The following is a 22754-nucleotide window of genomic DNA, read 5'->3' on the forward strand; positions in this document are numbered from 1 at the left end:
GTTGCGGGCGTGTCCAGGAGTCAGCCGGCGAGGCGCTTCACGGCGGCGTCGTAGAGCGTCCGCGCGGCCTCGGCCGCCGCGTCGGCGGCAGCGCGCGTCACCGGCTTGCCGAGGTAGTTGTTGGCGTTGCGGTCCAGGCGCATCACGTCGTAGTGGGCGGCCGCGTCGCGCGGAGGCGGGGTGTCGAAGACGGCGGCGAGGAACCGACCCACCTTCACATGGCCGCCCGCGCCGTACGTCGTCTTGTAGCCGTAGCCGGCGAGCACGGCCTCGCCGACGTCGTGGGCCGCCTTGTAGGCGAGGTTGTAGCGGTTCTCGGTGCGGGTGACGTTGGGTACGTCGGCGAGGGCCGACTCCGCACCGGCGAGGAAGGCACGTGCCTTCTTCTCGTCAGGCCTCACCGCGCGCAGGACGCCGGAGCGGACGAGCGCGTCAACCGCCTTCTGCTGTGCCGGGGTCAGCGGCAGGGCCATCCGGTCCTCCTCCGTAGATCTCGATCACCGGGCTGGCCCGGACCTCCTCGAGGAACCCGGTCTGCTCCTCGGCCTCCTCCGGGCTCATGATCGTCGGGTTGACGATGCGCCCGACGCTGTCGGAGACCTCCCGGCAGACCCGGTAGACGGCCCGCACGTCGGGCGTGCCGATCACCATCAGGTCGATGTCGTTCGGCGCCGGTCCCGGCTCCCCCTTCGCGCGGGCAGCGAAGGAGCCGAAGAGGAAGGCCCGCTCGATGCCGTCGATGTCGTCGAGGGCCTCCTGGAGCAGCACCACCGGCCCGGTCACCGTCAGCAGGATCTCCCGCGTCGGCGCCAGCAGCGGGCTCTGCTCGTTGCCCCTGATGAGCCGGGTGCGACCTACCCGACGGTCGACGAGCAGCCCCGCATCGAGGAGCCGCGCGACCTCGCGATGCACCGTCGGATAGGGCAGCCCTGCCCGCTCGGCGAGGTCGGCCATGCTCATCTCCTCCCCCGGCAGCAGCAGCTCCGAGAGCAGCAGCGCCTGCGCCTCCGAGCGGAACAGAGGCGCGAGCACAGGAGCCTGGTTTCTCACAAAATGGATAATAACCTCCATTTTGTGGATACGTAACCCCAGACCCTGCCGAGTCGGCTCGTTCTGACCGAAAGTCACGTCGAGTCGGCTCGTTCTAACGAGCCGACTCGGCGCGGAATCTGGTCAGGACGAGCCGACTCGACGCAGCAGGGTCAGGTGAGCGGGTCGATGATCGCGTCGATGACGACCCGGGCCCAGTCGAGCAGGTCGGGGCCGTCGAGGGGCTTGACGGGGAAGCCGGAGGAGACCGGGCGCGGGACCATGATGGTGTCGAGCTGTGGCTTGACCAGCGACTTCGGATACATCCGGTTGAGGCGTACGACCCGGGAGTCGGGCAACGAGACCGGGTGGAAGCGTACGTTCTTGCCGGCCAGGGTGACCTCGGAGACGCCGGCCTGACGGGCGCGGGCGCGGAAGCGGGCGACCTGCAGGAGCGACGAGGTCTCGGCCGGCGGCTTGCCGTAACGGTCGAGGAGCTCGGCGGCGATCGACTCGACATCCTCGTCGGTGCGCACCTCGGCCAGACGCTTGTAGATCTCCAGCCGCAGCCGCTCGCTCGGGATGTAGTCGTGCGGCAGGTGAGCGTCGACGGGGAGCTCGATGCGCACCTCGTTGAGCTCGTCGGCGGCACCGTCGGGACCCGCCTTGAACTCGGCGACCGCCTCGCCGACCAGCCTCACGTAGAGGTCGAAGCCGACGTCGGCGATGTGGCCCGACTGCTCGCCACCGAGCAGGTTGCCGGCGCCGCGGATCTCGAGGTCCTTCATCGCGATCGCCATGCCGCCACCGAGGTCGGAGTGCTGCGCCAGGGTGGCGAGGCGCTCGTGGGCGGTCTCGGTCAGCGGCTTCTCTCCGGGGTAGAGAAAGTAGGCGTACGCACGCTCGCGGGAGCGGCCGACGCGGCCACGCAGCTGGTGGAGCTGTGACAGTCCCAGCGTGTCGGCGCGCTCGATGATCATCGTGTTGGCGTTGGAGACGTCGAGGCCCGACTCGACCAGCGTGGTGCACACCAGCACGTCGAACTCCTTCTCCCAGAAGTCGACCATCACCTGCTCGAGCTGCTTCTCGTTCATCTGGCCGTGGGCGACCGCGACCCGCGCCTCGGGCACCAGCTCGCGGATGCGGGCGGCCGCCTTCTCGATCGAGTTGACCCGGTTGTGGATGTAGAAGACCTGCCCCTCGCGGAGCAGCTCACGGCGCACCGCGGCGACGATCTGACGGTCCTCGTAGGCACCGACGTACGTCAGGACCGGGTGTCGCTCCTCGGGCGGCGTGGTGATCGTGGACATCTCCCGGATGCCGGTGATCGACATCTCCAGCGTGCGCGGGATCGGGGTGGCCGACATCGACAGGAAGTCGACGGAGGTGCGCAGCCGCTTCATCGCCTCCTTGTGCTCGACGCCGAAGCGCTGCTCCTCGTCGATGATGATGAGGCCGAGATCCTTGAAGCGGATGTCCTTGTTGAACAGTCGGTGGGTGCCGACGACGATGTCGACGGTGCCGTCGGTGAGGCCCGCCATGACGTCGGCGGCCTCCTTGTCGGTCTGGAACCGGGACAGGCCGCGCAGGTTGACCGGGAAGCCCGACATCCGCTCCATGAAGGTGCTCATGTGCTGGGAGACCAGCAGCGTCGTCGGCACCAGCACGGCGACCTGCTTGCCGTCCTGCACCGCCTTGAACGCTGCCCGCACCGCGATCTCGGTCTTGCCGTAGCCGACGTCACCGCAGACCAGCCGGTCCATCGGCACCGGCCGCATCATGTCCTGCTTGACCTCGTCGATGACGGCGAGCTGGTCGGCGGTCTCCTGGAACGGGAAGGCGTCCTCCAGCTCGCGCTGCCAGGGGTTGTCGGGGCCGTACTGGTAGCCCTTGGTGGCCTGCCGGGCGGCGTAGAGCTTGATCAGCTCGGCGGCGATCTCTCTTACTGCCTTGCGGGCGCGGGCCTTCCGCTTCTGCCAGTCGGCACCGCCGAGCCGGTCGAGGCTCGGCTGCTCGCCACCGACATACCTGGTCACCTGGTCGAGCGCGTCGGCCGGCACGTAGAGACGGTCGGGCGGCGCGCCGCGCTTGCTGGCGCCGTATTCGAGGACGAGATATTCGCGCCTGGCGCCCTGCACGTCGCGCTGCTTCATCTCGATGAACTTGCCGACGCCGTGCTGCTCGTGGACGACGTGGTCGCCGGGCTTGAGCTCGAGCGGGTCGATCTGCTTCTTGCGCCGGGCCGGCATCTTGACCATGTCGCGCGTCGACGACTTCTGGCCGGAGATGTCCTCACCGGTGAGCACGGCCACCCGGTTGGTCTCGTCGATGAAGCCGTGGTTGAGGCGGGCGTGGATGACCGTGACGGTCTTGTGGACCGGCTTGGCGTCGTCGTCCGGCTCCTCGGCCAACCGGGCCGGCACGTCACGCTCCCCGAGCGCCTCGACCGTACGCTGCGCCGTGCCGTGGGCTGGCTGGACCACGACCACGCGCCAGGCGTCGTCGCGCCACGTCTCGATGTCGGACAGCGCCGCGGCGGTGTCACCGCGATAGGCCTTCGCGGGCTGCCAGTCGATCTTGCGGCTCGGCACGCCGACGACGTCGGCGTCGGTCAGGTCGGCGTCAGGTGCGTCGAGGCCGAACGGGCTGACCGACCACCACGGCTTGCCCTGCGCGATCGCGTGGGCGCGTACGTCGGCGAGGTCCTTGTAGGAGGCCGCGGAGAGGTCGATCGGGGCCACGCCCCCGCTGGCCGCCGCGGCCCAGGAGGCGCCAAGGAACTCCTCGGCGGTGGCGACCAGGTCGTGGGCACGGCTGCGGATGCGCTCGGGGTCGAGCAGCAGCACGTGGCTGTCGTCGGGCATCAGGTCGAGCAGCAGCTCCATGTCGTCGACGAGCGCGGGGGCCAGCGACTCCATGCCCTCGACCGCGATGCCGGCGGCGATCTTGTCGGTCAGCTCGATCAAGGTGGGGTGGTCCTCGCCCAGCTTGCGCGCCCGGGCGCGGACCTCCGGGGTCAGCAGGAGCTCACGGCACGGCGGGGCCCAGAGGCGCTCGATCGCGCCGCCGTGCTCCTCGGCGATGGCCCGCTGGTCGGCGACCGCGAAGTGGCGGATCGAGTCGACCTCGTCGCCCCAGAACTCCACGCGCACCGGGTGCTCCTCGGTGGGCGGGAAGACGTCGACGATGCCACCTCGCACCGCGAACTCGCCGCGCTTCTCGACCAGGTCGACGCGCGCGTAGGCAGCATCGGCGAGCTTCTCGACGACGTCGTCGAGGGTGGCCTCCTGATCCTTGAACAGCTCGACGGGCTCCAGGTCACCGAGCCCCTTGACCTGCGGCTGGAGCGCGCTGCGCACCGGCGCGACGACCACCTTCAGCGGACCGTGGGCACCGGCCGTGTCGGGGTGGCGAAGCCTGCGGAGCACGGCGAGCCGACGCCCGACGGTGTCGCTGCGCGGCGAGAGGCGCTCGTGGGGCAGCGTCTCCCAGCTCGGGAAGTAGGCGACCGAGTCGGGCGGCATCAGGTCGGTCAGGTCGCTGACCAGATCCTCGGCCTCGCGCGAGGTCGCGGTCACCGCGAGCACGGTGCGCTCCTGGCGTACGAGGCCGGCGACGACGAACGGGCGCAGCGCCTCCGGCCCGGTGACGTCGAGCGCCAGCATCCGACCGCCCTCGGCCTCCGCCATCACCTCGCTCAGGGCAGCGTCGCGCAGGACGAGATCGGCGAGCGGGGCGAGGATCACGGGTGACTCCAAAGAGGATGGGGCATGCACGAGAGCCCCCGGCCAGTGACAGCAGGGGGTGCGGAGACCAGTCTAGAAGACGCACGTAAAGACGTTTGACTTCGAGCGCGCGCGAAGCCGGAGCGTGGAAGCCATGAGATACACGATCATCGGATCAGGCGCCGGCTCCCGGCGCGTCAGCAAGCTCGCGCTCGGCGTGATGCGGTTCGGGACGGACACGGACGTCTCGACCTCCTACGACATCCTCGACCGCTTCGTCGAGGCCGGCGGCACCTTCGTCGACACCTCCAACAACTACGCCTACTGGGCGGGCGGCACCCAGGGCGGCGAGAGTGAGACCACGCTCGGGCAGTGGCGCCGCGACCGCGGGATCGGCGACGAGCTCGTCATCGCCACCAAGGTCGGTGCGCGCCCGACCGACGTCGTCGAGCGCGTCGAGAACGGCTGGGCCAACCAGCGCAACCGGGCGTGGGAGGGGCTCGCGCCGGAGAACGTACGCGAGCAGGCCGAGCGCTCCCGCGAACGCCTCGGCGTCGAGCGGCTCGACCTCTACTACGCCCATGTGCCGGACACGAACGGCGTGCCCCTGGAGGAGTACGCCGCCGGCTTCGCCGCCCTGGTGAAGGACGGGGTCATCGGCCAGTTCGGGCTGAGCAACCACTGGTCCTGGCAGGTCGAGCGAGCGCGGGCGGTGAACCCGGAGGCGGCGCGGCCGAGCGTGCTGCAGTATCACCACACCTACCTGCGTCCGCGGACGGACATCCCCGACCCGCGGCTCTCCGTCGACGGTCAGATCGGCGTCGCCGACGCCTCGCTGCTCGCCTACCTGCGGGCGACACCGGGGCTGACGCTGGTGGCCTACACGCCGCTGCTCAGCGGGGCGTACACCAACCCCGCGAAGCCGCTCGATGCCGCGTACGACCACCCCGGGACCGTTGCTCGGCTCGCGGCGCTCGACGAGGTCGCCGCCGAGACCGGGGCGACCCGCAACCAGGTCGTGCTGGCCTGGATGCTCGGCGACGCAATGCCGGTGATCCCGCTGGTCGGTGCGTCATCGGTGGCCCAGCTCGACGAGAGCCTGGCCGCTGTCGACCTCGAGCTCAGCGAGGAGCAGAGGGCTCGGCTCGACGCTGCTGGGCGATGAGCTCGGCATCGGGATCCGTCTCGCCCACGGCCGCCGCGTAGTAGGCGACCTTGAACTCGATGGCGTCCAGGTGGCCGGCCGTCTCCTCCAGCTGCGCGCGCACCCGGTCGCGGTGTGCACGCAGCAGCCCGAGGCGCGCCTCCTCGTTGCCCTCGCCGGACCGGACCATCTCGGCGTAGCGCCGGATCTCCCGGATCGGCATCCCGGTCGCGCGCAGCCTGGTGATCAGGGTGATCCAGCCGAGGTCGCCCTCGGAGTAGGCGCGGTGGCCGGAGCGGTTGCGACCGACCCCGAGCATGAGCCCGTCGCGCTCGTAGTAGCGGAGCGTGTGGGTGGTGAGTCCGGTGCGCTCGGCCACCTCGGCGATGCTGAGGCCGTCTTCGGATCCCTGCGCGGTCATGGCGCCATTGTCCGGCTTCGAGTGCACTCGAAGTCAAGGCGGTTCGGCTACGTTGAAGATTGTGAAGACGACGTACGCCTCCGGGTCGGCCGTTGCTGTGACGGCCGTGCTCGTGGCGGTTCTGAGCGGGTGCGGCACGGGCCCCGGGAGCGAGGCGGGCTCGACGAGCAGCAGCGCGGCGCCGTCGACGTCGACCTCGGGCAGCGGCGTACCTTCGTCTTCTCCGTCCGCATCGCCTTCCTCAACCTCAGCGCCGAGGGCAGGGACGGTGCCGCCGCCATGGCTGGGCACGCGGGTGCTGAAGGAGGACGGCGAGGGCTACGGCATCGCCGGTGCTACGCCGAAGGAGCTGCGCAACCGCGCCTGGACACTGCCCGACATGGTGCCGATGCTGCCCGGCGAGGGGTTCGCGTCCGAGGTCGACATCGCGCCCGACGAGGTGATCGAACGCTCGACCTGGGAGCCGGGCTGCCCAGTCTCACGCCAGGAGCTCGCCTGGGTGCGGATGACGTTCTGGGGCTTCGACGGCGCGCGTCATACCGGCGAGATGTTGATCAACGCCCGGGTCGCGGAGGACGTGGTCGGGGTCTTCCGGCACCTCTACGAGGCGAGGTTCCCGATCGAGCAGATGGGCATCACCACGAAGGCCGCCCTCGACGCGCCGCCGACCGGCGATGGCAACGGCACCGGCGGCTTCGTCTGCCGCCCGTCGGTGGGCCAGACCTCGTTCTCCCAGCACGCCTACGGCCTGGCGATCGACATCAACACCTTCCAGAACCCGTACGTCAAGGGCGACCGCGTCATCCCCGAGCTCGCCCGCTGGTATCTCGACCGCGACCGGAAGGCCCCAGGCATCATCCACTCCGGCGACGAGGTCGTGCAGGCGTTCGCCGACATCGGCTGGGAGTGGGGCGGCGACTGGAACTCGCTCAAGGACTACCAGCACTTCTCCGAGAACGGCACCTGAAACCCTGTCGAGTCGGCTCGTTCTGACCAGATTTCGCGCCGAGTCGGCTCGTTATGACGAGCCGACTCGGCGCTGGTTTTGGTCAGGACGAGCCGACTCGGCCCGAGGTGGGTCAGGCGGATTCGGCGGTGGCGAGGTCGCGCTTCCACTCGCGGAAGGTCTCCTCGGTGCGGCCGCGACGCCAGTAGCCGGAGATGGAGAGGTCGGCCTTGGGTACGCCGCGCTCCTTGAGGAGGTAGGGGCGCATGCCGTGCATGGTGACGGCGGCCTCGCCGTGCACGAAGGCGTGGACGCGGCCGTCGAGCCACTTCAGGCCGCGGACGGCGGTGACGAGGGGCTGCTCGTGGCCCTCGGCGTCCTCGGCGGCGTGGTGGGTGCGGTCGCCGGTGATGAGCCAGGTGACCTCGACGCCCTGCGGATGCTCGAGCGGCTGCTCGTGACCGGGGGCGGGGATGTCGATCACCGCGTAGCCGCGGGCGTCGGCGGGCAGCGCGGCCAGGGCGGCGCGGATGGCGGGCAGGGCGGTCTCGTCGCCGGCGATCAGGTGCCAGTCGGCCTCCGGGTCGGGCGCATAGGCACCGCCGGGGCCGCGGGCGACGAGGGTGTCACCGGGTCGGGCGCCGGCAGCCCAGGGTCCGGCATAGCCCTCGGTGCCGTGCACGACGAAGTCGATGTCGAGGGTGCCGTGCTCGATCGAAGGGTTGAGGGCGGTGTAGGTGCGCAGCACCGGGCCGTCGCCGGAGTCGCTCTGCTCCCGGGGGAAGGCGAGCTTCACGTAGCGGTCGGTGAACACGCTCGAGGAGAACGCACCGAGGTCGTCGGAACCGAAGCTCACCCGGATCATCGCGGGGCTGAGCCGCTCGGTGGCGGTGACGACGAGGGTGGTCTCAGGCTTCGCAGGACGACTCATGAAAGGTAACCCTAACCCCGCGCCAAACCCGGGCGGCTCAACCTGCCGGGGCGACGTTGGACGCGGGCGGGTCGGTAGGTGCCGGAAGGGCAGGGTGCGGGCCGGAGCGGTGGGCCTTGTTGACCAGCGAGAGACCCGGCTCGGGCTCGAGCACCCGCAGCAGCCGCTCGACGTGCACCCGTGCTTCGCCGACCAGCCGCCTGGCCTCGCGCGGGGAGCGCTTGCGCAGGTCGATCAGGTCGTCGTCGGCCGGCCGCCGCACCGTACGCCGCGCCTTCTGGAGCGGAGCGAGGTCGACCAGCGTGCGCAGCCGCTCGGCCGCGTCGGCGTTGCCGCCCAGCGCCTGGCGGCCGATCTGGGCGCCGAGCGCGGCGATCTCGATGAGCGTGAACGTGCGCGTCACCGCCGACGGCACCAGCTTGGCGACCTCGCGACGGTGGGAGCGTTCGGCGGTGATGATCAGGTCGGAGGCATCGATGTCCTCGGCGGTGAGCCCGTAGGCCTCGTGCCTGCTGAGGCGCACGCCGACGGCGGCCACCTCGGTAGCGATCACCGGGTCCATCTCGTAGCCGGCCAGCGCCTCGGTGCCGGCGGACATGACCGAGATGCCGTGCCTGGCGACGCCGTTGTTGGGCCCGACGCCCTCGCGCAGCATCGCCTCGACGGCCGGCGAGCGGCGTATGTTGCCGGTGCAGACGACCAGGATCGTCGCGGTCTCCATCACTGCCTACCTTCGACCAGTTGCCTTGCGAATCTCGAGCGTGGCTTCCTGGCCGACGCAGCCAACCCCCGATCGTGACGCGGCGACATTACGCAACCGGCGTACGTCTGGAAGATTCGGCGGCAGGCCGTTCACCCATTTGGGGGAACGGATCGACTCCTCGGCGATGACGCGCCCCGATCCAGGTGAGTATGTGGGATTGGGGCCCGTGGACAGCGCCCGGATGGCGAGTGAGCCACGGAACGACGGCCCGGTGAACAACGCCGGTCGGACTCATCGGATGGAGTGACCTGGTGGACCTGCGCGATTACGTCGCCGCCCTGCGAAAGCGTTGGTACATCGTCGCGGTGCTGGCGATCGTCGGCGCCGGCGCGGCCTTCGCCCAGGCGCACTCGAGCCCGCCGCAGTATCGCGCGCAGAGCACCGTCTTCGTCTCCATCGCCAAGGGCGGCACCACCCAGGAGCTGGTGCAGGGCTCCACCTTCACGCAGGAGATCGTGCAGTCCTACGCGAAGCTCGCGACGATGCCGGTCGTGCTCGACCAGGTCATCTACGACCTCGATCTCGACACGACCTCCAAGGCGCTCGCCGAGGAGATCACCGCCGAGAACCCGCTCGACACGGTGATCATCGAGATCGACGCGGTCGCCACCACCAGCACCGGCGCCTCCGACCTCTCCAACGCCGTCGCCGACGAGCTGACCACCACCATCACCAACCTCTCCCCCAGCAGCAACAAGAAGTCGGCCGTCGAGGTGACCGTGGTCGCCCGCGCCGATCCCCCGCAGGAGGCTTTCGCGCCGCGCACCCGGCTGGCCGCCCTGGTCGGCTTCACCGGCGGCTTCGGGCTCGGCGTGGCCATCGCGGTGGTGCGCGCCCTCCTCGACACCCGGGTCCGGACGGCCGGCGAGCTCGAGCAGCTCACCGACGTCGGCCTGCTCGGCGCCATCCCACGGCGCCGCGGCCAAGGCCGTGTCCGCGGGGCGGTGACGGCGATCGACCCGCACAGCGTCGCCTCGGAGGCCTATCGACGGCTGCAGACCAACCTGCAGTTCCTCGACGCCTCCTCGCAGGTGCGCTCGATGGTGGTGACCTCCTCCATCGGCGGCGAGGGCAAGTCGACGACCTCGATCAACCTGGCGCTGGCGATCGCGGAGCACGGCCAGCGGGTGCTGCTCATCGACGCCGACATGCGCCGCCCGGCGATCGCCGACTACTGCGGCCTCGAGGGTGCGGCCGGGCTGACGACGGTGCTGATCGGGAAGGCCGGCCTCGACGACGTCGTGCAGGTCTGGGGCGAACGCAACCTGCACGTGCTCACCATGGGTGAGATCCCGCCCAACCCCGCCCAGCTGATCGGGTCGCTGCGCATGGCCGACCTGCTCGAGGAGACGCGCGCCTCCTACGACGTGGTCATCCTCGACTCGCCGCCGCTGCTGCCGGTGGCCGACGGCGCGATTCTCTCGCGGCTCACCGACGGCGCCCTGGTGGTCGCCAACTGCCGTACGATCCACCGACCGCAGGTGCTCGAGGCCATCGACAGCCTCGAGGCCGTCGACGCCCGCTGCCTCGGCATCGTCGCGAACCAGGTGCGCGACACCGCTGCGCACACCTACTACGGCCAGCCCGAGCGGGGCTGGTTCGGCGGCCTCTTCGGCGGGATCCTGCGCCCGCAGGCGCCTCAGCAGCACGGCTACCCCGCCGCCGGCAGCTGAGCATGGCCGTGCCCACGGCGATCCACACCCCGCACGACAGGCCGACCACGAGCAAGCGCGCCGAACCGACCGGGTGGGAGGTGCTGACCGCGCTGCTGGCGGGGTCGGCCGCGTTCCTGGTGGGCACCGACTTCGATCTGGTGCGAGGTCTGACGGTGGGCGGGCTGATCGGCGCGGCGCTGGCGCCGATCTGGGTGCGCGAGGCGAGCCGCTTCCGCGGAGCAGGGCTGGGCGGCGTACTCCTTCTTGCCTGTCTCCTCTCCGCGCTGGCGCTCACGACGTGGCGATCGGCGACGCACCCGCCGACCGAGGCCGGGGTGCTGATCGAGCTGCTGCCGGTGATCTCGGCAGCCACGAGCACCGGGGCGCTGCTGTGGAGCCAGCGGGTGCTCTCGCCGGGGCTCGTGGTGTGTCTCTACGCCGTGGGCGCGCTCGCCACCGCGACCACCGGGTCACGGTTCGCCGAGGATCCGTGGCGGTTCGGGTTCTCGATGCCCGCGACGATGCTGCTGCTGGGTGCGTGCATGCTGCTGCGGCGCGGTGGCCGTCGACTGGTGGGCGCCGACCTGGTCGCGCTCGGGGCACTCACCGCCGTCACCGCGCTCTCCGGGGCACGGTCGATGAGCGCGTTCCTGATCATGACCGCGATGCTGGTGCTGTGGCAGCACCGTCCGGCGACGGCGAAGAAGGCCACCTCGGCGCTGGTCTCGCTGGTGCTGGTGGGCGCGCTGGGCCTCGGGCTCTACCGTGCCCTCGAGGGCGCGGCCCTCGACGGCTATCTCGGTGCCTCGGCCCAGCAGCGCACCGAGGAGCAGACTCAGGCCGCCGGCTCGCTCATCCTCGGCGGCCGGCCCGAGCTCGGCGCCACCGTCGCGCTGATGCTCCACGAACCGCTCGGCTACGGCGCGGGCACCATGGCGACCCCGACCGACATGCAGGCGGCCAAGCAGGGCATGTCGAGACTCGGGTACGACCCCGACAACGGCTACGTCGAGCACTACATGTTCGGCACCCGCATCGAGGTGCACTCGCTGATCGGCGACCTGTGGATCTGGTTCGGACCCGCCGGGCTGGTGCTCTCCGGGTGGCTGCTCTGGCTCGCGGCCGGCTATCTCGGCCGCAGCCTCGCCCATCGCACCGGCACCGCGCTCGGCATCTTTCTCGCCCTGCAGCTGGGCTGGAACCTCTTCTTCGGCCCCATCATCAGCTCGCTGCCCCCGCTCGCGCTCGCGCTCGGGGTGTTCCTCCTCCAGCGCGACCCGCAGCACGACGACGGCGCTGACGACGACGGTGACCACGCGCCGCCGGCCCCCACACCGCGCCGTCGCAGGCGGCCGATGGCCGGCGCGCGGCGCCGTGACCAACGCGCCCGGCGCCGCTACCTGGCCGGAGGCCCGCAGCGTGCGTGAGAGCTGGATCGACTCGGCGCGCGGCCTGGCCATCATCCTCGTGGCGCTCTTCCACGCCGTGATCAACCTCGACCTGGTCGGCCTCGCCGGCCCCTGGTCGCGGCTGGCCTACACGCTCGACACCTTCCGGATGCCGCTGTTCTTCTTCCTCTCCGGACTCCTCGCCCATCGCCTGCTCACCCGCCCGCTGCGGGAGGTGCTGCGCACCCGATGCCTCACCCTGATCTACCTCTACGTGCTGTGGTGCCTGCTGCTCGGCACCTTCCGCGCGCTGCTGCCCCACGCCCCCGCCGGAGCCCTCTCCGGGATCGCGCGGGTGCTGGTCGCACCCGACGTCTACCTCTGGTTCCTCTACACCCTGTGCCTGTTCACGCTGGTCGGCTGGCTGACCCGACGGCTGCCGGCGTGGCTCGTCGTCGGCCTCGCGCTGGTCTGCTCCGCGGTCTTCGCCGCCGGGCTCGTCTCCACCGGCGACATCGCCTGGGACAAGACGCTGCGCTACTGGCTCTTCTTCGTGCTCGCCTCGCGGGCGGCGCCGGTGGTGCGCACAGCCGTTCCTCGGCTACGGATGGCGCACGTGGCCGGGTTGGGTGCGTCGTACGTGGTGGTGCTGGGGTTCTTCGTCTACGTCGCCGACGACCGCATCATCTTCGTGCGCCCGATGCTGGGCCTGCTCGCGGTCGCCGCGGGGTGCGGGCTGGGCGTCGTGATCGCGGGGGTGCCCGCGCTCGGCTTCGTACGCCACCTCGGCACCCGCACGCTGCCGGTCTATGTCGTGCACGCCTTCCCCGTCACCGCCGCTCAGGCTCTGCTGGCCGGCCGCCACCTCGACTGGCCACCCGGGGCCACCCTCGTCGCGGTGCCGCTCCTGACTGCAGCGGCGATCCTCCTCCCCCTGGGTCTCGACCGCCTGGTCACCGGCCGGATCCGGGGCATCTTCGACTTCCCCGTCGCGAGCTGGACCGCCAAGCGCACCCTGCCTCCGGCCCAGCCCGCTGCCGACCCGGCTCGTCTGCCCCGCTGACGACAGCCGAGTCGGCGCAACTGCCCCACCCAGACACGTCGAGTCGGCGCATCTGTCCCAGCTCTGGCTGCGACGGATGCGAGCGTGAGACAGACGCGCCGACTCGACGCCCTATCTCGAGACAGTTGCGCCGACTCGGCACTCGTTGGTGGGACAGTCGCGCCGGGTCGGGGCTAGCGGGCGTACTCGTCGACGTAGGAGCCCCAGGCGCCGCGGAGCATGCCGGCGCCGCGGAGCAAGGTGCGGGTGCCGCGGGCGTGATGGGTCGGTGAGCCGGCGAGGCGGCCGACGACGAGGCGGGCCGAACCGCCCAGGACGCGGACGAGGCCGCGGACGCTGGCACGCAGGCGGGCCGCCAGGCGCCTCCCGCTCGGAGCCAGATGGACGTGGGCGCGGGAGTCGGAGTTGCCGATGCGGGCGGCACGCGCGCGGACCCAGGCGACGGTGGAGCGGTCGACGGGCACGAGGTCGTGCACCGGGGCTTCGTCGCACCACACGATCCGGCCTCCGGCAGCCGAGAGGGTACGGGTGAAGACGGTGTCGGACCCGCCGGCGAGCCCGAACCGGAGGTCGAAGCGGAGCGGGCCGACCTGCGCCATGTCGAGGAGGAGGTTGTTGGTCGCGGCGGTGGTGACCACGGTGCCGGTGGGATGGCGCAGCCGCTGGAAGAAGCCGCCGGCGGTGATCCACGGGTCGGGCTCACCGACGAAGCGGGAGACGACCGGGCCGACGACGGCAGCAGCCCCGGTCGAGCGCCAGCAGGCGACCAGCGTCGAGAGCCACTCGGCCGAGGGCTGCTCGTCGTCGTCGATGAAGACGACCAGCGCCTCGGGCCCGGCCTCGGCGAGCGCCCGGTTGCGGGCCGCCGCGATGCCGGGCGCGGGCTCGTGCACATAGACCACGCGTACGTCGCCGGCGGCCGCCGCTGCCACCGCGGAGGCCGCGCTCGGCTGCTCGTCGTTGTCCACCACGAGCAGCCGTGCGCCCGGCACCTGGTCGAGCTGGGCACGAAGCATGCTCACGGCTTCGGCCAGCCCCTCGGGCCGCCGATAGGTCAGCATGGCGACCCAGACGGGCCGCATCACTTGACCTTGATCGAGACCCAGTCCGAGAGCGACTTGTTGCCGAGCGGGTCGACGGCGGCGATGCGGTACTTCTGCGTCGAGCCGGAGACCAGGGCGGTGTCGGTGAAGCTCATCGCCGAGTGCTTCCAGAACGGAGCGTCGACCTTGACCGTCTTGATCGGGGTCGCGGTCGTCGAGCCGCGGTAGAGCTTGTAGGTCACCGCGGCGTTGTCCTTGTCGGGGTTGCCGGGCCAGCTCAGCACGGCCTTGCCGGCGGTCGTGGAGGTGGCCTTCAGCTCCCACGCGGCACCCCTCAGCTTGGGGCCGATCTTGTTGGGCGCGATGTCCTTGACGGCGAACCGCACCAGGCCCTGCTGCGGGGTGTTGTTGACCTTCAGGAACTCACCGCCGTAGACCACGTAGTCGTCGTTGGCGCTCACCGTCCAGGTCGCCTGCTCCGAGCTGGTGTAGGTGCCGTTGGTCCACTTGGGATACCACTCCAGGAACTCCGGGCGCGGGGTGCCGGGGTGGTCGGCGTAGCCGTACTTGTCGTCGGCGATGTTGGTGCCGCGTACGTCCTGGGTGGTGGCGGTGGCGTGATACCAGCTGCGCGGCTTGGACTCCGGGAAGCCGCCCGAGGTGCCGCAGTAGTGCTTGTGGCTGGCCTGGTAGACGGTCTTCGCGGTCGGCCAGATGGCGTAGGTGTCGCCGTGGCAGTCCTCGAGCCAGGTCAGGCTGCCGCTCTTCCAGTCGGCCTTGAAGGAGCCTTCGGAGTTGCCGGCGGCGCCGCCGTAGTTGTAGCCGGTGCCGTATAAGCTGGTGCCGTCGGACTCCAGGGAGAGGATCGCGGCCTCGGCGCCACCGTTGCGGATCTCGTCGTTGACCGGCAGCGCGAGCGAGTCGCCGGAGGCGGTGTCGATCCGAGCCATGCCGTAACCGGGCTTGTTCGAGCCGTTGACGCTGGTGAACGCGCCGCCGATCACGATCTGGGAGCCGTCGGAGGAGGCCACGATGTCGTTGACGTTGCCGCCCGCGACCGTCGGGTTCAGCGGCAGCAGGCCGGTGCCGGTGTCGCTGGGCTTGACCGCGGCCACCTTCGTGCGCGCCGTCTTGTCGGCCGAGGTGAACACGCCGCCGTAGTAGACCGCGTCGGCGGTGGCCGTGACCGCGTTGGTGGTGGAGTTGAAGATCGGCCGGAAACCCGTCGCCTTGCCGGTGGCGAGGTCGATCGCGGCGCCGCGGTAGCGGTTGGCACCGTCGACCTGGGTGAACGAACCCGCGACGTAGAGCAGCTTCTTGTCGGGCGAGAGCGCCATGTCCTTCACCTGGCCGTTGAACTTCGGCGCGAACCCGGAGATCAGCTCACCGGTGGAGAGGCGGTAGGCCAACATGTTGGCCCGCGGCGACTCATCGGTGCCGGCTGCGGCCCCCGCCGGGCGCGCCGAGGTGAAGTTGCCGCCCACGTAGACCGTGTCACCGACGATGACCTGCTTCCAGGCGACCCCGTCGATCTGCGTCGTCGGGAGCGCGTCGGCCGAGACCGTCTGCGGCAGGTCGGTGTCGGTGGGGGCGGTGTCCGCGGAGGCGGACGTCGCCAGGGTGAGGCTCGTTGCCACGAGCACCAGAGCAGCCAGGATCGGCTTCATCACATCTCTCATCGCTGTTTCGATAGCTGGGTTCATCGCTGGGTTCATCGCTGGGGCCGGCCCTTGAAGACGACCACGTCGGCACCGTCGCCGAGATCGAGCTCGACGCGCACCGGACGGGCCTGCTCGGGGATCTGGAACACGTAGACCCCCTCGGCCGCGTCGCCCGGCGCGACGGACGGTGGGAAGGGCACCTCGCCGTCGGAGGCCACGCTGACCGCCGGGGTGCGCTCGGGGCCGAAGTAGGCGTTGACCACGCCGAGCGCCAGGTTGAGCTTCTTGTCGGTCTGGTTCTTGACGCTGACCGTGATCGCGAGCGCGGGGCCACCGACCTCGCCGGGCAGGCTCGCCTTGGCCTGGACCGAGTCGATCTCCTTCAGCCGGGCGGTCACGCCCGGCGCCGAGGTGGCCTCACCCTTCAGGCCCACCGCACGGGTGCCGGCGGCCGGCTTGCCCGGCTCAGGGTCCTTCGACGGGGAGGACGATGCCGAGGGCTGGTCTGATGTCGGCGAGGAGGAGGGCGCGGCCGCGACCGTCGAGTCCGCCGCGGGCGTGTCCGAACCGGACGGCCGCAAGACCAGCACGACGGCGAGGCTCACGAGAACGACAGCGACGACAGCGGCCGCGACGTACGCCGTCGGTCGCCGGACTTGACTGAGCATGGGGGACTTCCGCGGCCGAGTCGGACAGAGAGGTTGTATTCAAGCGCACCATCCGGCTCTCCGGAGCGCCGCACCCCGCCGACTCCCCACAATCGGTGAATCGGGCTACGGCTCGACCACCGACAGATCGTCGTAGCCGACCTCGACCGGCGTCGCCCCGATCGTCGAGGACCCGTAGCTGCGAAGCATCACCCCACCTGCGATCTGGTTGGCGAGGGTCGAGTCGCTGAGCTCGTACGTCCAGGCCGACGGCTCCGACGACCCGGCCGGCCACACCTTGGTGCGCACGGTCGCCGGCGCGGTGCCGGTGACCTGGAGCCGCACCATCAACCGGTCGCCTGCGGCGACGCTCAGGCCCGGGACGGCGTTGGCGCCGACGACCGGGGTGCCACTGCGCACCAGGTGGAGACCGACGGTGCCGTCGGGGTTGAACCGGAGCCGTGAGGCGTAATGGGTGGAGCCGGAGACCCGGGCACCGAGGATCGACCAGACGTAGCCCGCGTCGGGGAGCCGGGAGACACCGACGCTCACCGTCGCGTCGACGTCGCGCCCCGAGGCGTCTGCCAGCCGTGACTCGGCGGTCCCGCCGGGGGTGACCGCGTGCCGGCCACGGCCGTCGGCGACCGAGAAGCTGCTCGCGGTGCCGCTGCTGCGGGTCCAGGCGCCGCCGGCGTCGGCGCTGCCCCAGCCGCTCGCCTCGGCACGCTCGAAGGCGTCTTCGGCGATCGTGCCCTCTTCGGGCGGGGCAGGCTCGCCGTCGATCTCGACGGTGACCCACTCGGAGGGCGACGTGTTGCCGAACGCGTCCTCGGCGACGACCCGGTAGCGCTGCGTGGATCCCGGCGGTGCCTCGGTGTCGAGGAAGCTCTGCGTGGTCTGCTTCCAGAACGCGGCGGTGACCGCCTGCGTGTGGATCGGGGCGACGTCGGACGAGCCACGGTAGACCTTGTAGGTCACGGTCGCGTTGTCCATGTCGGCGTTGCCCGGCCAGGTCAGGCGGGCCTGGCCGTCGGCCGGCGAGGTCGCGGTCAGCGCGAACTCCGCGCCGCGCAGCGCCGGGCCGACGTCGTTGGGCGCGATCGTGTGGACCGCGAAGCGCACCAGCCCCTGCTGAGCGACCCCGTTGACCTTGACGAACTCACCTCCGTAGACGACGTAGTCGGCGTTGGCGCTCACCGTCCAGGGCGCCTGGTTGGAGCCCGTGAAGGTGCCGGGGGTCCACTTCGGATACCACTCCAGGAACTCCGGACGCGGGGTGCCGGGGTGATCGGGGTAGCCGTAGATGTCGCGCGTGTTGGTGCCGCGTACGTCCTGGGTGACCGCGGTGGAGTGCTGGAAGCTGCGCGGCTTGGTCTCCGGGAAGCCGCCGGAGTTGCCGCAGTAGTGCTTGTGGCTGGCCTGGTAGACGACGTCGGCGGTGGGCCAGACGGAGTAGGTGTCGCCGTGGCAGTCCTCGAGCCAGGTCAGCTGACCGGTCGCCCAGGAGGCCTTGAAGGAGCCCTCGACGTTGCCGCCGCTGCCGTAGTGGTAGCCGCTGCCGTAGAAGCTGGTGCCGTCGCTCTCCAGCGAGAGGATGGCCGCCTCCGACCCGCCGTTGCGCACCTCGGAGTTGACCGGCAGCGCCACCGAGGCGCCGGTCGACACCTTGATCCGGGCCAGCCCGTAGCCCGGGTTGGAGGAGCCGTTGACCCGGGTGAAGTTGCCCGCGATCACCAGCTCGGTGCCGTCGGGCGAGACCACCAGGTCCTGCAGCGAACCGTTGGAGACGGTCGGGTTCATCGGCAGCAGCTGCGTGCCGGTGTCGCTGGGCCGGACCGCGGCCACCTTCGTACGCGCGGTGTTGTCGGCGGAGGTGAACGCGCCGCCGTAGAAGACCGCGTCGGCGGTCGCGGCGACGGCGTTGGTCGCGGAGTTGAAGATCGGCCGGAAGCTGGTCAGCGCCCCGGTGGCGAGGTTGATCGCGGCGCCCCGGTAGCGGTTGACGCCGTTGACCTGGGTGAAGCTGCCGGCGAGGTAGAGCAGCGTCTTGTCGGGCGAGAGCGCCATGTCCTTGACCTGGCCGTTGAAGCTCGGCGCGAAGCCGGTGATCAGCTCGCCGGTGGAGAGCCGGTAGGCCAGCAGGTTGGACCGGGGCGTCTCATCGGTGCCGGCCGCGGCGCCCGCCGGACGGGCAGAGCTGAAGTTGCCGCCCACGTAGACGGTGTCGCCGACGATCACCTGCTTCCAGGCGACCCCGTCGATCTGCACCGTCGGAAGTACGTCCGCCGAGACCGTCTCCGGCAGCTCGGGGTCGCTCGGAGCGGTGTCCGCCGTCGCCCCTCCCGACATGGCCAGGCCGCTCACGCCGAGCACGGCCGCAGCCGCCCCGGCAGTCAGCAGACGCCACCTCGCCCGGACGGCCTTGCCCTGAATCCGCGTCATCATCCATCCCTGCGCAAAGGCGGCCACCGCGGCCGCGACGCGCCAGTGTCGCGGACATGTCGGCGGTTCCGCCTGTCAAACGCACCCCGGATCCCCCGAATCGGGTATGTGTTGGACGTTGCGGTCCCACCTGCGCACGCTGCGGGTGCACACTTCCGCCCACGTCATCGGCTGCATGGTCCTAGGAAGGCTTCGTCCTTGGCTGTCTCGAGGTCTCTCCTCCTCGGCATCTCCGCGGCTGTCACCGTGGCCGCGCTCGGCGCGACGTACGCCGCGACCCAGCGCCCCGCCGAGAACAGCGCGCCTCGAGCCGAGCGGACCTACGGCGAGCTGCCGCCCGACGACTTCGGCGGCCCGGCGACCGCGCTCGCCTCCCCGTACGCCTCGACCAGGCCCTCCGCCAGCCCCGAGCCGAAGAAGCGACCCACGAGGCCTGCGGACCAGAACCCCAGCGGTGGTCCGGCCGAGCCGGAGAAGGCCCCCACCCAGGCCGGTCCACCGCCCGCGGACGGGTTCCCTGGGCCGGACAGCACCGGCGTACCCGCCGGCAAGAAGCTGCGCGTCCACCGCGGCGACCTGATCATCAGGTCCGCGGGCAAGGTGGTCGACGGCCTGGAGGTGCATGGCAGGATCAACGTCGAGGCGCCGAACGTGACCATCCGCAGCACCCGGGTGATCGTGCCGACCGGCTCCGAGGTCGCCGGGATCTCGAACAACAACGACAGTGGCGCGGGGATGGTGGTCCGCAACGTCGAGGTGCTGGCCGCGAGCGCCGCGCCGGGTGTCAACGGCGTGGTCGGCCGCGACTTCACGCTGGAAGCCTCCGAGATCCATCACGTCACCGACCAGGTCCACATCACCGGCGCCAACGTGACCGTGCGCGACAACTGGTTTCACGACAACTACCACTTCGAGAACGACCCCCACCAGGGCGGCGGTGCCTCCCACGACGACTCGATCCAGATCATCGGCGGGGGCAACATCACGATCGCGGGCAATCGCTTCACCGGCGCCTACAACGCCGGCGTGCAGATCACCCAGAGCATCAGCGACGTCAACGGGGTCACGATCCGCGACAATCTCCTCGGCGGCGGCGGCTGCACCGTCAACATCGCCGAGAAGGGCCGCGGCCCGGTCGGCGGCATCGACATCCGCAGCAACCGGTTCCTCAGCGACCAGCGCATCGACGGCTGCGCGATCATCCACCCGTCCTCCACCAAGGTCGCCCACTCCGGCAACGTCTGGCACGACTCCGGTCGAGCGGTCGCGCTCAGCCGCGGTTGATCTTCTGACGCAGCGCGCCCCGCACGGTCACCACCAGCGACCTCACGTCGCGGCGGACCGGAGGAACGACCAGAAGAAGCGCGTACGCAGCGGCCCCGGCAGCCGCACAGGCCGGCACCGTCACCGCCGGGTGCTGGCCGTGGAGGACCTGGGCGGTGGCGTACGCACTGACCGCGACCGCCGCCGCGACCAGCAGGATGCGGGCCGCACCGAGGTAGAGGGGACCGACCCGGAGCTGGGTGCGACGGGAGATCCACCACAGGGACAACGGCCACTCCAGGAGGTGGGCGGCCGCGAAGCCGGCAGCGACACCCGTGATCCCGTAGCGCACTCCGACGAGCACACAGACGACCTTCAGGGCTGAGGCGACCAGGGTGTAGTGGCGCAGCTCGGTGATCAGGCCGTGGGCGAGGTAGACCCAGTAGCCGACGTAGGCCAACGTCTGGAAGAGGCCGGCACAGGCGAGCAGCGCGAAGACGCCGGCGACGTCCCAGCCCGGGCCGAGGAAGAGCGCGCAGACCGGTGCCGCGGCGCCCGCGACCAGCCCGAGCCCGGCCCCCAGGCTGTAGCCGAGCGCGACCTGGCCGCGCTCCACGAACCGCTGGGTCAGTGCCGGGTTGTCGCGGATCCGGCTCAGCACCGGCAGCGCCACCGTCGTGGTCGGATTGCGCAGCTGGCCCAGCGGGGTCATCAACAGCTGCCACGCGCGGTTGTAGGTGCCGAGCGAGTGGGCGCCCAGGCGGGTGCCGATGAGCACGGAGTCGATGTTGTTGGCGGCATAGTTGATCAGCTGCGTACCCGCCAACGACCAGCCGAAACGCAAGAACCCGGACATCTCCACGCCGCGGCGTGGTCGGCCCGGGAGCCAGCCGGCGAATGCCCCGGCGAGGGCGAGGGCGACCGCGCCCTGGACGAGCTGCTGGACGACCAGGGCCCAGTAGCCGGCGCCGTTGGCCGCCGCGTACGCCGCGATCCCGAGCGCCACCAGCGGCGCCGCCACCTCGGCTGCCGCGAGCCGGGTGAAGAGCAGCCGGCGGGTGAGGTCGGCGCGATATTGCGCGGCCATGCCGTTGAGTACGAACATCCCTGCCATCGCGGCGGTCAGGGCCGTCAGGGCGGGCTCGTCGTAGAGGGCTGCGACGAGCGGAGCGGCCGCGATGGCGACGAGCGCGAGGCCGAGGCCGAGCGCGGTGTTCAGCCACCATAGGTTCGACTGCTGGGCCCGGGTGAGCACCTTCGCCTGGACCGCGGCGGTCGAGAGCCCGAGGTCACGGAAGATCTCGGCGACCGCGACGACCGCGAGCACCATCGCGACCAGGCCATAGTCGCGCGGCGTGAGCAGCCGGGACAGCACCACGACCGAGGCGACCTGGACCAGGATGCGTACGCCCTGGCCGCCGAGCACGATCATCCCGCCACGGGCCGCGCTCCTGCCGAGACCGCTGTGTGTCGTGTCCTTCTCCACACTCACCCGAGGACCTCGGCGGCGATCTCCCGGCGGTAGCGCTCGGCCCCGAAGCGCTCCTCGGCGTCCTTGCGGCCGGCGGTGGCCAGCGATGCGGCCAGGGCAGGGTCGGCGGCGAGGCGGGCGACCGCCTCGGCCAGCGCTTCCGCGTCCCCGGGCTCGGCGAGCAGACCGGTCTCCCCGTCGCGCACGATCTCGGCGAGCCCCTGCACGCGGCTGGCGACCAGCGGCCGCTCGGCCAGCAGGGCCTCGACGGCGACGTTGCCGAACGGCTCCACGCGGGATGGCACCAGCACCACGTCGGCCTCTTCGAGCTCGCGCGCGGGCTCGGCGACATACCCCAGGAAGTCGACGCTCCCCTCCAGATCCTCCTGGCCGGCCCGGTCGCGGAGCTCCTGCTCGAACCACTCATAGCCTGCGAAGATCGACCCGCAGACCCGCAACCGCGCGTCGATCCCGCGCCGGCGCAGCTCGGCGAGGGCCTCGAGCGCCACGTCGGTCCCCTTCCGCGGGGAGAGGCGCCCGACCAGCACCAGCCGCAGCGCCCCCTGCGGGGCTCGGTCGCGTGCCGGAACCAGGGCGGACGGCGCCGGGATCCCGTTGTAGACCACCGTCGTACGCCGCGCCAGCACCTTCATCGTGCGCGCGAGCACCTCTCGCGACGCCAGCGAGTTGGCCACCACGCGGGTGGCCAGCAGGAGCGGAGCGGCCAGGGCCAGGCGTACGGGCCTCGGCTGGTCGTCCTCCGCCTCGTGCACATGGCACACCACCGGCGTCCGGGCAGCCCGGCCGACGAGGATCCACCACGGGATCGTCACGGTGTTGACCAGCAGCCGCGCCGGGCGCACCCGCCGCCACAACCGTGCCGCGCGCGGCCAGAAGACCATCAGGGCCGCGGCGAGCCGGACCAGTCCGGTCGGGCTGAGGAAGGCCTTGCGCAGCACCGGGAACGGCATCACCTCGACCTCGGCGCCCGCGGACTCCAGCAGCGGCACCAACGGCCCGGTCGCGGGCACGACGACGGTCACCTGCTGCTCCGCCTGGCAGAGCCCACGCACCGTCTCGACCAGCTGGAGGTCAGATCCGTAGACGTCCGGAGACGGGTGAGCGACCAACAAACGCATGATGGGCAAAGGTATGTCACTCG

The 22754-nt window shown here is 71.1% G+C and carries 19 protein-coding genes; 6 read left to right on the forward strand and 13 right to left on the reverse strand.

Going from position 1 to position 22754, the window contains the following annotated elements; genetic code table 11:
• Positions 1-20 precede the first annotated feature (20 nt).
• The 3 genes from FB381_RS19200 to mfd form a co-directional block, all read right to left on the reverse strand.
• Entirely contained in the window at positions 21-473 is a 453-nt protein-coding gene (locus FB381_RS19200) for a hypothetical protein (protein ID WP_141781758.1), read from the reverse strand.
• The gene (locus tag FB381_RS19205) at positions 433-1050 is read right to left on the reverse strand and encodes a MarR family transcriptional regulator (RefSeq protein ID WP_211352496.1); all 618 of its coding nucleotides are present in this window, start codon (positions 1048-1050) and stop codon (positions 433-435) included. The genes FB381_RS19200 and FB381_RS19205 overlap by 41 nt, the downstream gene beginning before the upstream one ends.
• 152 nt (positions 1051-1202) lie before the next feature.
• The gene (gene mfd, locus FB381_RS19210) at positions 1203-4775 is read right to left on the reverse strand and encodes a transcription-repair coupling factor (RefSeq protein ID WP_141781760.1); all 3573 of its coding nucleotides are present in this window, start codon (positions 4773-4775) and stop codon (positions 1203-1205) included.
• Positions 4776-4908: 133 nt separating this feature from the next.
• On the opposite strand from mfd, the gene FB381_RS19215 reads away from it, so the two are divergent.
• On the forward strand, positions 4909-5919 hold the full coding sequence (locus FB381_RS19215) for an aldo/keto reductase (RefSeq protein WP_141781761.1): 1011 nt from the start codon (positions 4909-4911) through the stop codon (positions 5917-5919).
• Here the strand turns inward: FB381_RS19215 and FB381_RS19220 are convergent.
• Entirely contained in the window at positions 5876-6319 is a 444-nt protein-coding gene (locus FB381_RS19220; RefSeq protein ID WP_141781762.1) for a MerR family transcriptional regulator, read from the reverse strand. The genes FB381_RS19215 and FB381_RS19220 overlap by 44 nt on opposite strands.
• A gap of 33 nt (positions 6320-6352) precedes the next feature.
• A complete protein-coding gene (locus FB381_RS24330; RefSeq protein WP_246088202.1) occupies positions 6353-6610 on the reverse strand; it encodes a hypothetical protein in 258 nt (85 codons plus the stop codon).
• 4 nt (positions 6611-6614) lie between these two features.
• Here FB381_RS24330 and FB381_RS19225 point away from each other — a divergent pair, with 4 nt between their 5' ends.
• Positions 6615-7286 (forward strand): M15 family metallopeptidase, encoded by a 672-nt coding sequence (locus FB381_RS19225; protein ID WP_246088203.1) that lies wholly within the window; start codon positions 6615-6617, stop codon positions 7284-7286.
• Between the two features lie 112 nt (positions 7287-7398).
• Here the strand turns inward: FB381_RS19225 and FB381_RS19230 are convergent, their stop codons facing one another.
• The gene (locus FB381_RS19230) at positions 7399-8196 is read right to left on the reverse strand and encodes a siderophore-interacting protein (RefSeq protein WP_141781764.1); all 798 of its coding nucleotides are present in this window, start codon (positions 8194-8196) and stop codon (positions 7399-7401) included.
• 37 nt (positions 8197-8233) lie between these two features.
• Positions 8234-8917, reverse strand: a complete 684-nt coding sequence (locus FB381_RS19235; protein ID WP_141781765.1) for an arsenate reductase/protein-tyrosine-phosphatase family protein — start codon at positions 8915-8917, stop codon at positions 8234-8236.
• Positions 8918-9210: 293 nt separating this feature from the next.
• Between FB381_RS19235 and FB381_RS19240 the strand changes: the two genes are divergently transcribed.
• Genes FB381_RS19240 through FB381_RS19245 form a run of 3 tightly spaced genes read left to right on the forward strand, consistent with a single transcriptional unit; the run spans position 9211 to position 13065 of the window.
• Positions 9211-10632, forward strand: a complete 1422-nt coding sequence (locus FB381_RS19240) for a tyrosine-protein kinase domain-containing protein (protein WP_141781766.1) — start codon at positions 9211-9213, stop codon at positions 10630-10632.
• Positions 10633-10634: 2 nt separating this feature from the next.
• On the forward strand, positions 10635-12041 hold the full coding sequence (locus FB381_RS23965) for a hypothetical protein (RefSeq protein WP_170225236.1): 1407 nt from the start codon (positions 10635-10637) through the stop codon (positions 12039-12041).
• Positions 12034-13065, forward strand: a complete 1032-nt coding sequence (locus FB381_RS19245; protein WP_170225237.1) for an acyltransferase family protein — start codon at positions 12034-12036, stop codon at positions 13063-13065. The genes FB381_RS23965 and FB381_RS19245 overlap by 8 nt, the downstream gene beginning before the upstream one ends.
• A 173-nt stretch (positions 13066-13238) precedes the next feature.
• Here the strand turns inward: FB381_RS19245 and FB381_RS19250 are convergent, their stop codons facing one another.
• The 4 genes from FB381_RS19250 to FB381_RS19265 form a co-directional block, all read right to left on the reverse strand.
• Positions 13239-14147 (reverse strand): glycosyltransferase family 2 protein, encoded by a 909-nt coding sequence (locus FB381_RS19250; RefSeq protein WP_141781768.1) that lies wholly within the window; start codon positions 14145-14147, stop codon positions 13239-13241.
• Positions 14147-15787: a fibronectin type III domain-containing protein gene (locus FB381_RS19255; RefSeq protein WP_141781769.1), complete on the reverse strand. Its 1641-nt coding sequence runs from the start codon at positions 15785-15787 to the stop codon at positions 14147-14149. The genes FB381_RS19250 and FB381_RS19255 overlap by 1 nt, the downstream gene beginning before the upstream one ends.
• A 32-nt stretch (positions 15788-15819) precedes the next feature.
• A complete protein-coding gene (locus FB381_RS19260; protein ID WP_141781770.1) occupies positions 15820-16437 on the reverse strand; it encodes a hypothetical protein in 618 nt (205 codons plus the stop codon).
• A gap of 105 nt (positions 16438-16542) precedes the next feature.
• A complete protein-coding gene (locus FB381_RS19265; protein ID WP_141781771.1) occupies positions 16543-18858 on the reverse strand; it encodes a phage tail protein in 2316 nt (771 codons plus the stop codon).
• Between the two features lie 198 nt (positions 18859-19056).
• Here FB381_RS19265 and FB381_RS19270 point away from each other — a divergent pair, with 198 nt between their 5' ends.
• Positions 19057-20142, forward strand: a complete 1086-nt coding sequence (locus FB381_RS19270; protein ID WP_141781772.1) for a right-handed parallel beta-helix repeat-containing protein — start codon at positions 19057-19059, stop codon at positions 20140-20142.
• Here FB381_RS19270 and FB381_RS19275 read toward each other — a convergent pair.
• Both FB381_RS19275 and FB381_RS19280 read right to left on the reverse strand, forming a co-directional pair.
• Positions 20129-21613 (reverse strand): lipopolysaccharide biosynthesis protein, encoded by a 1485-nt coding sequence (locus tag FB381_RS19275; protein ID WP_246088204.1) that lies wholly within the window; start codon positions 21611-21613, stop codon positions 20129-20131. The two genes, FB381_RS19270 and FB381_RS19275, sit on opposite strands and share 14 nt — an antisense overlap.
• Positions 21610-22731: a glycosyltransferase family 4 protein gene (locus tag FB381_RS19280; protein WP_211352497.1), complete on the reverse strand. Its 1122-nt coding sequence runs from the start codon at positions 22729-22731 to the stop codon at positions 21610-21612. Before FB381_RS19280 ends, FB381_RS19275 begins: the two co-directional genes overlap by 4 nt.
• Positions 22732-22754: the final 23 nt, after the last annotated feature.

Origin of the sequence: Nocardioides albertanoniae (assembly GCF_006716315.1) — a bacterium.
GTDB classification, from domain to species: Bacteria; Actinomycetota; Actinomycetes; order Propionibacteriales; family Nocardioidaceae; genus Nocardioides; species Nocardioides albertanoniae.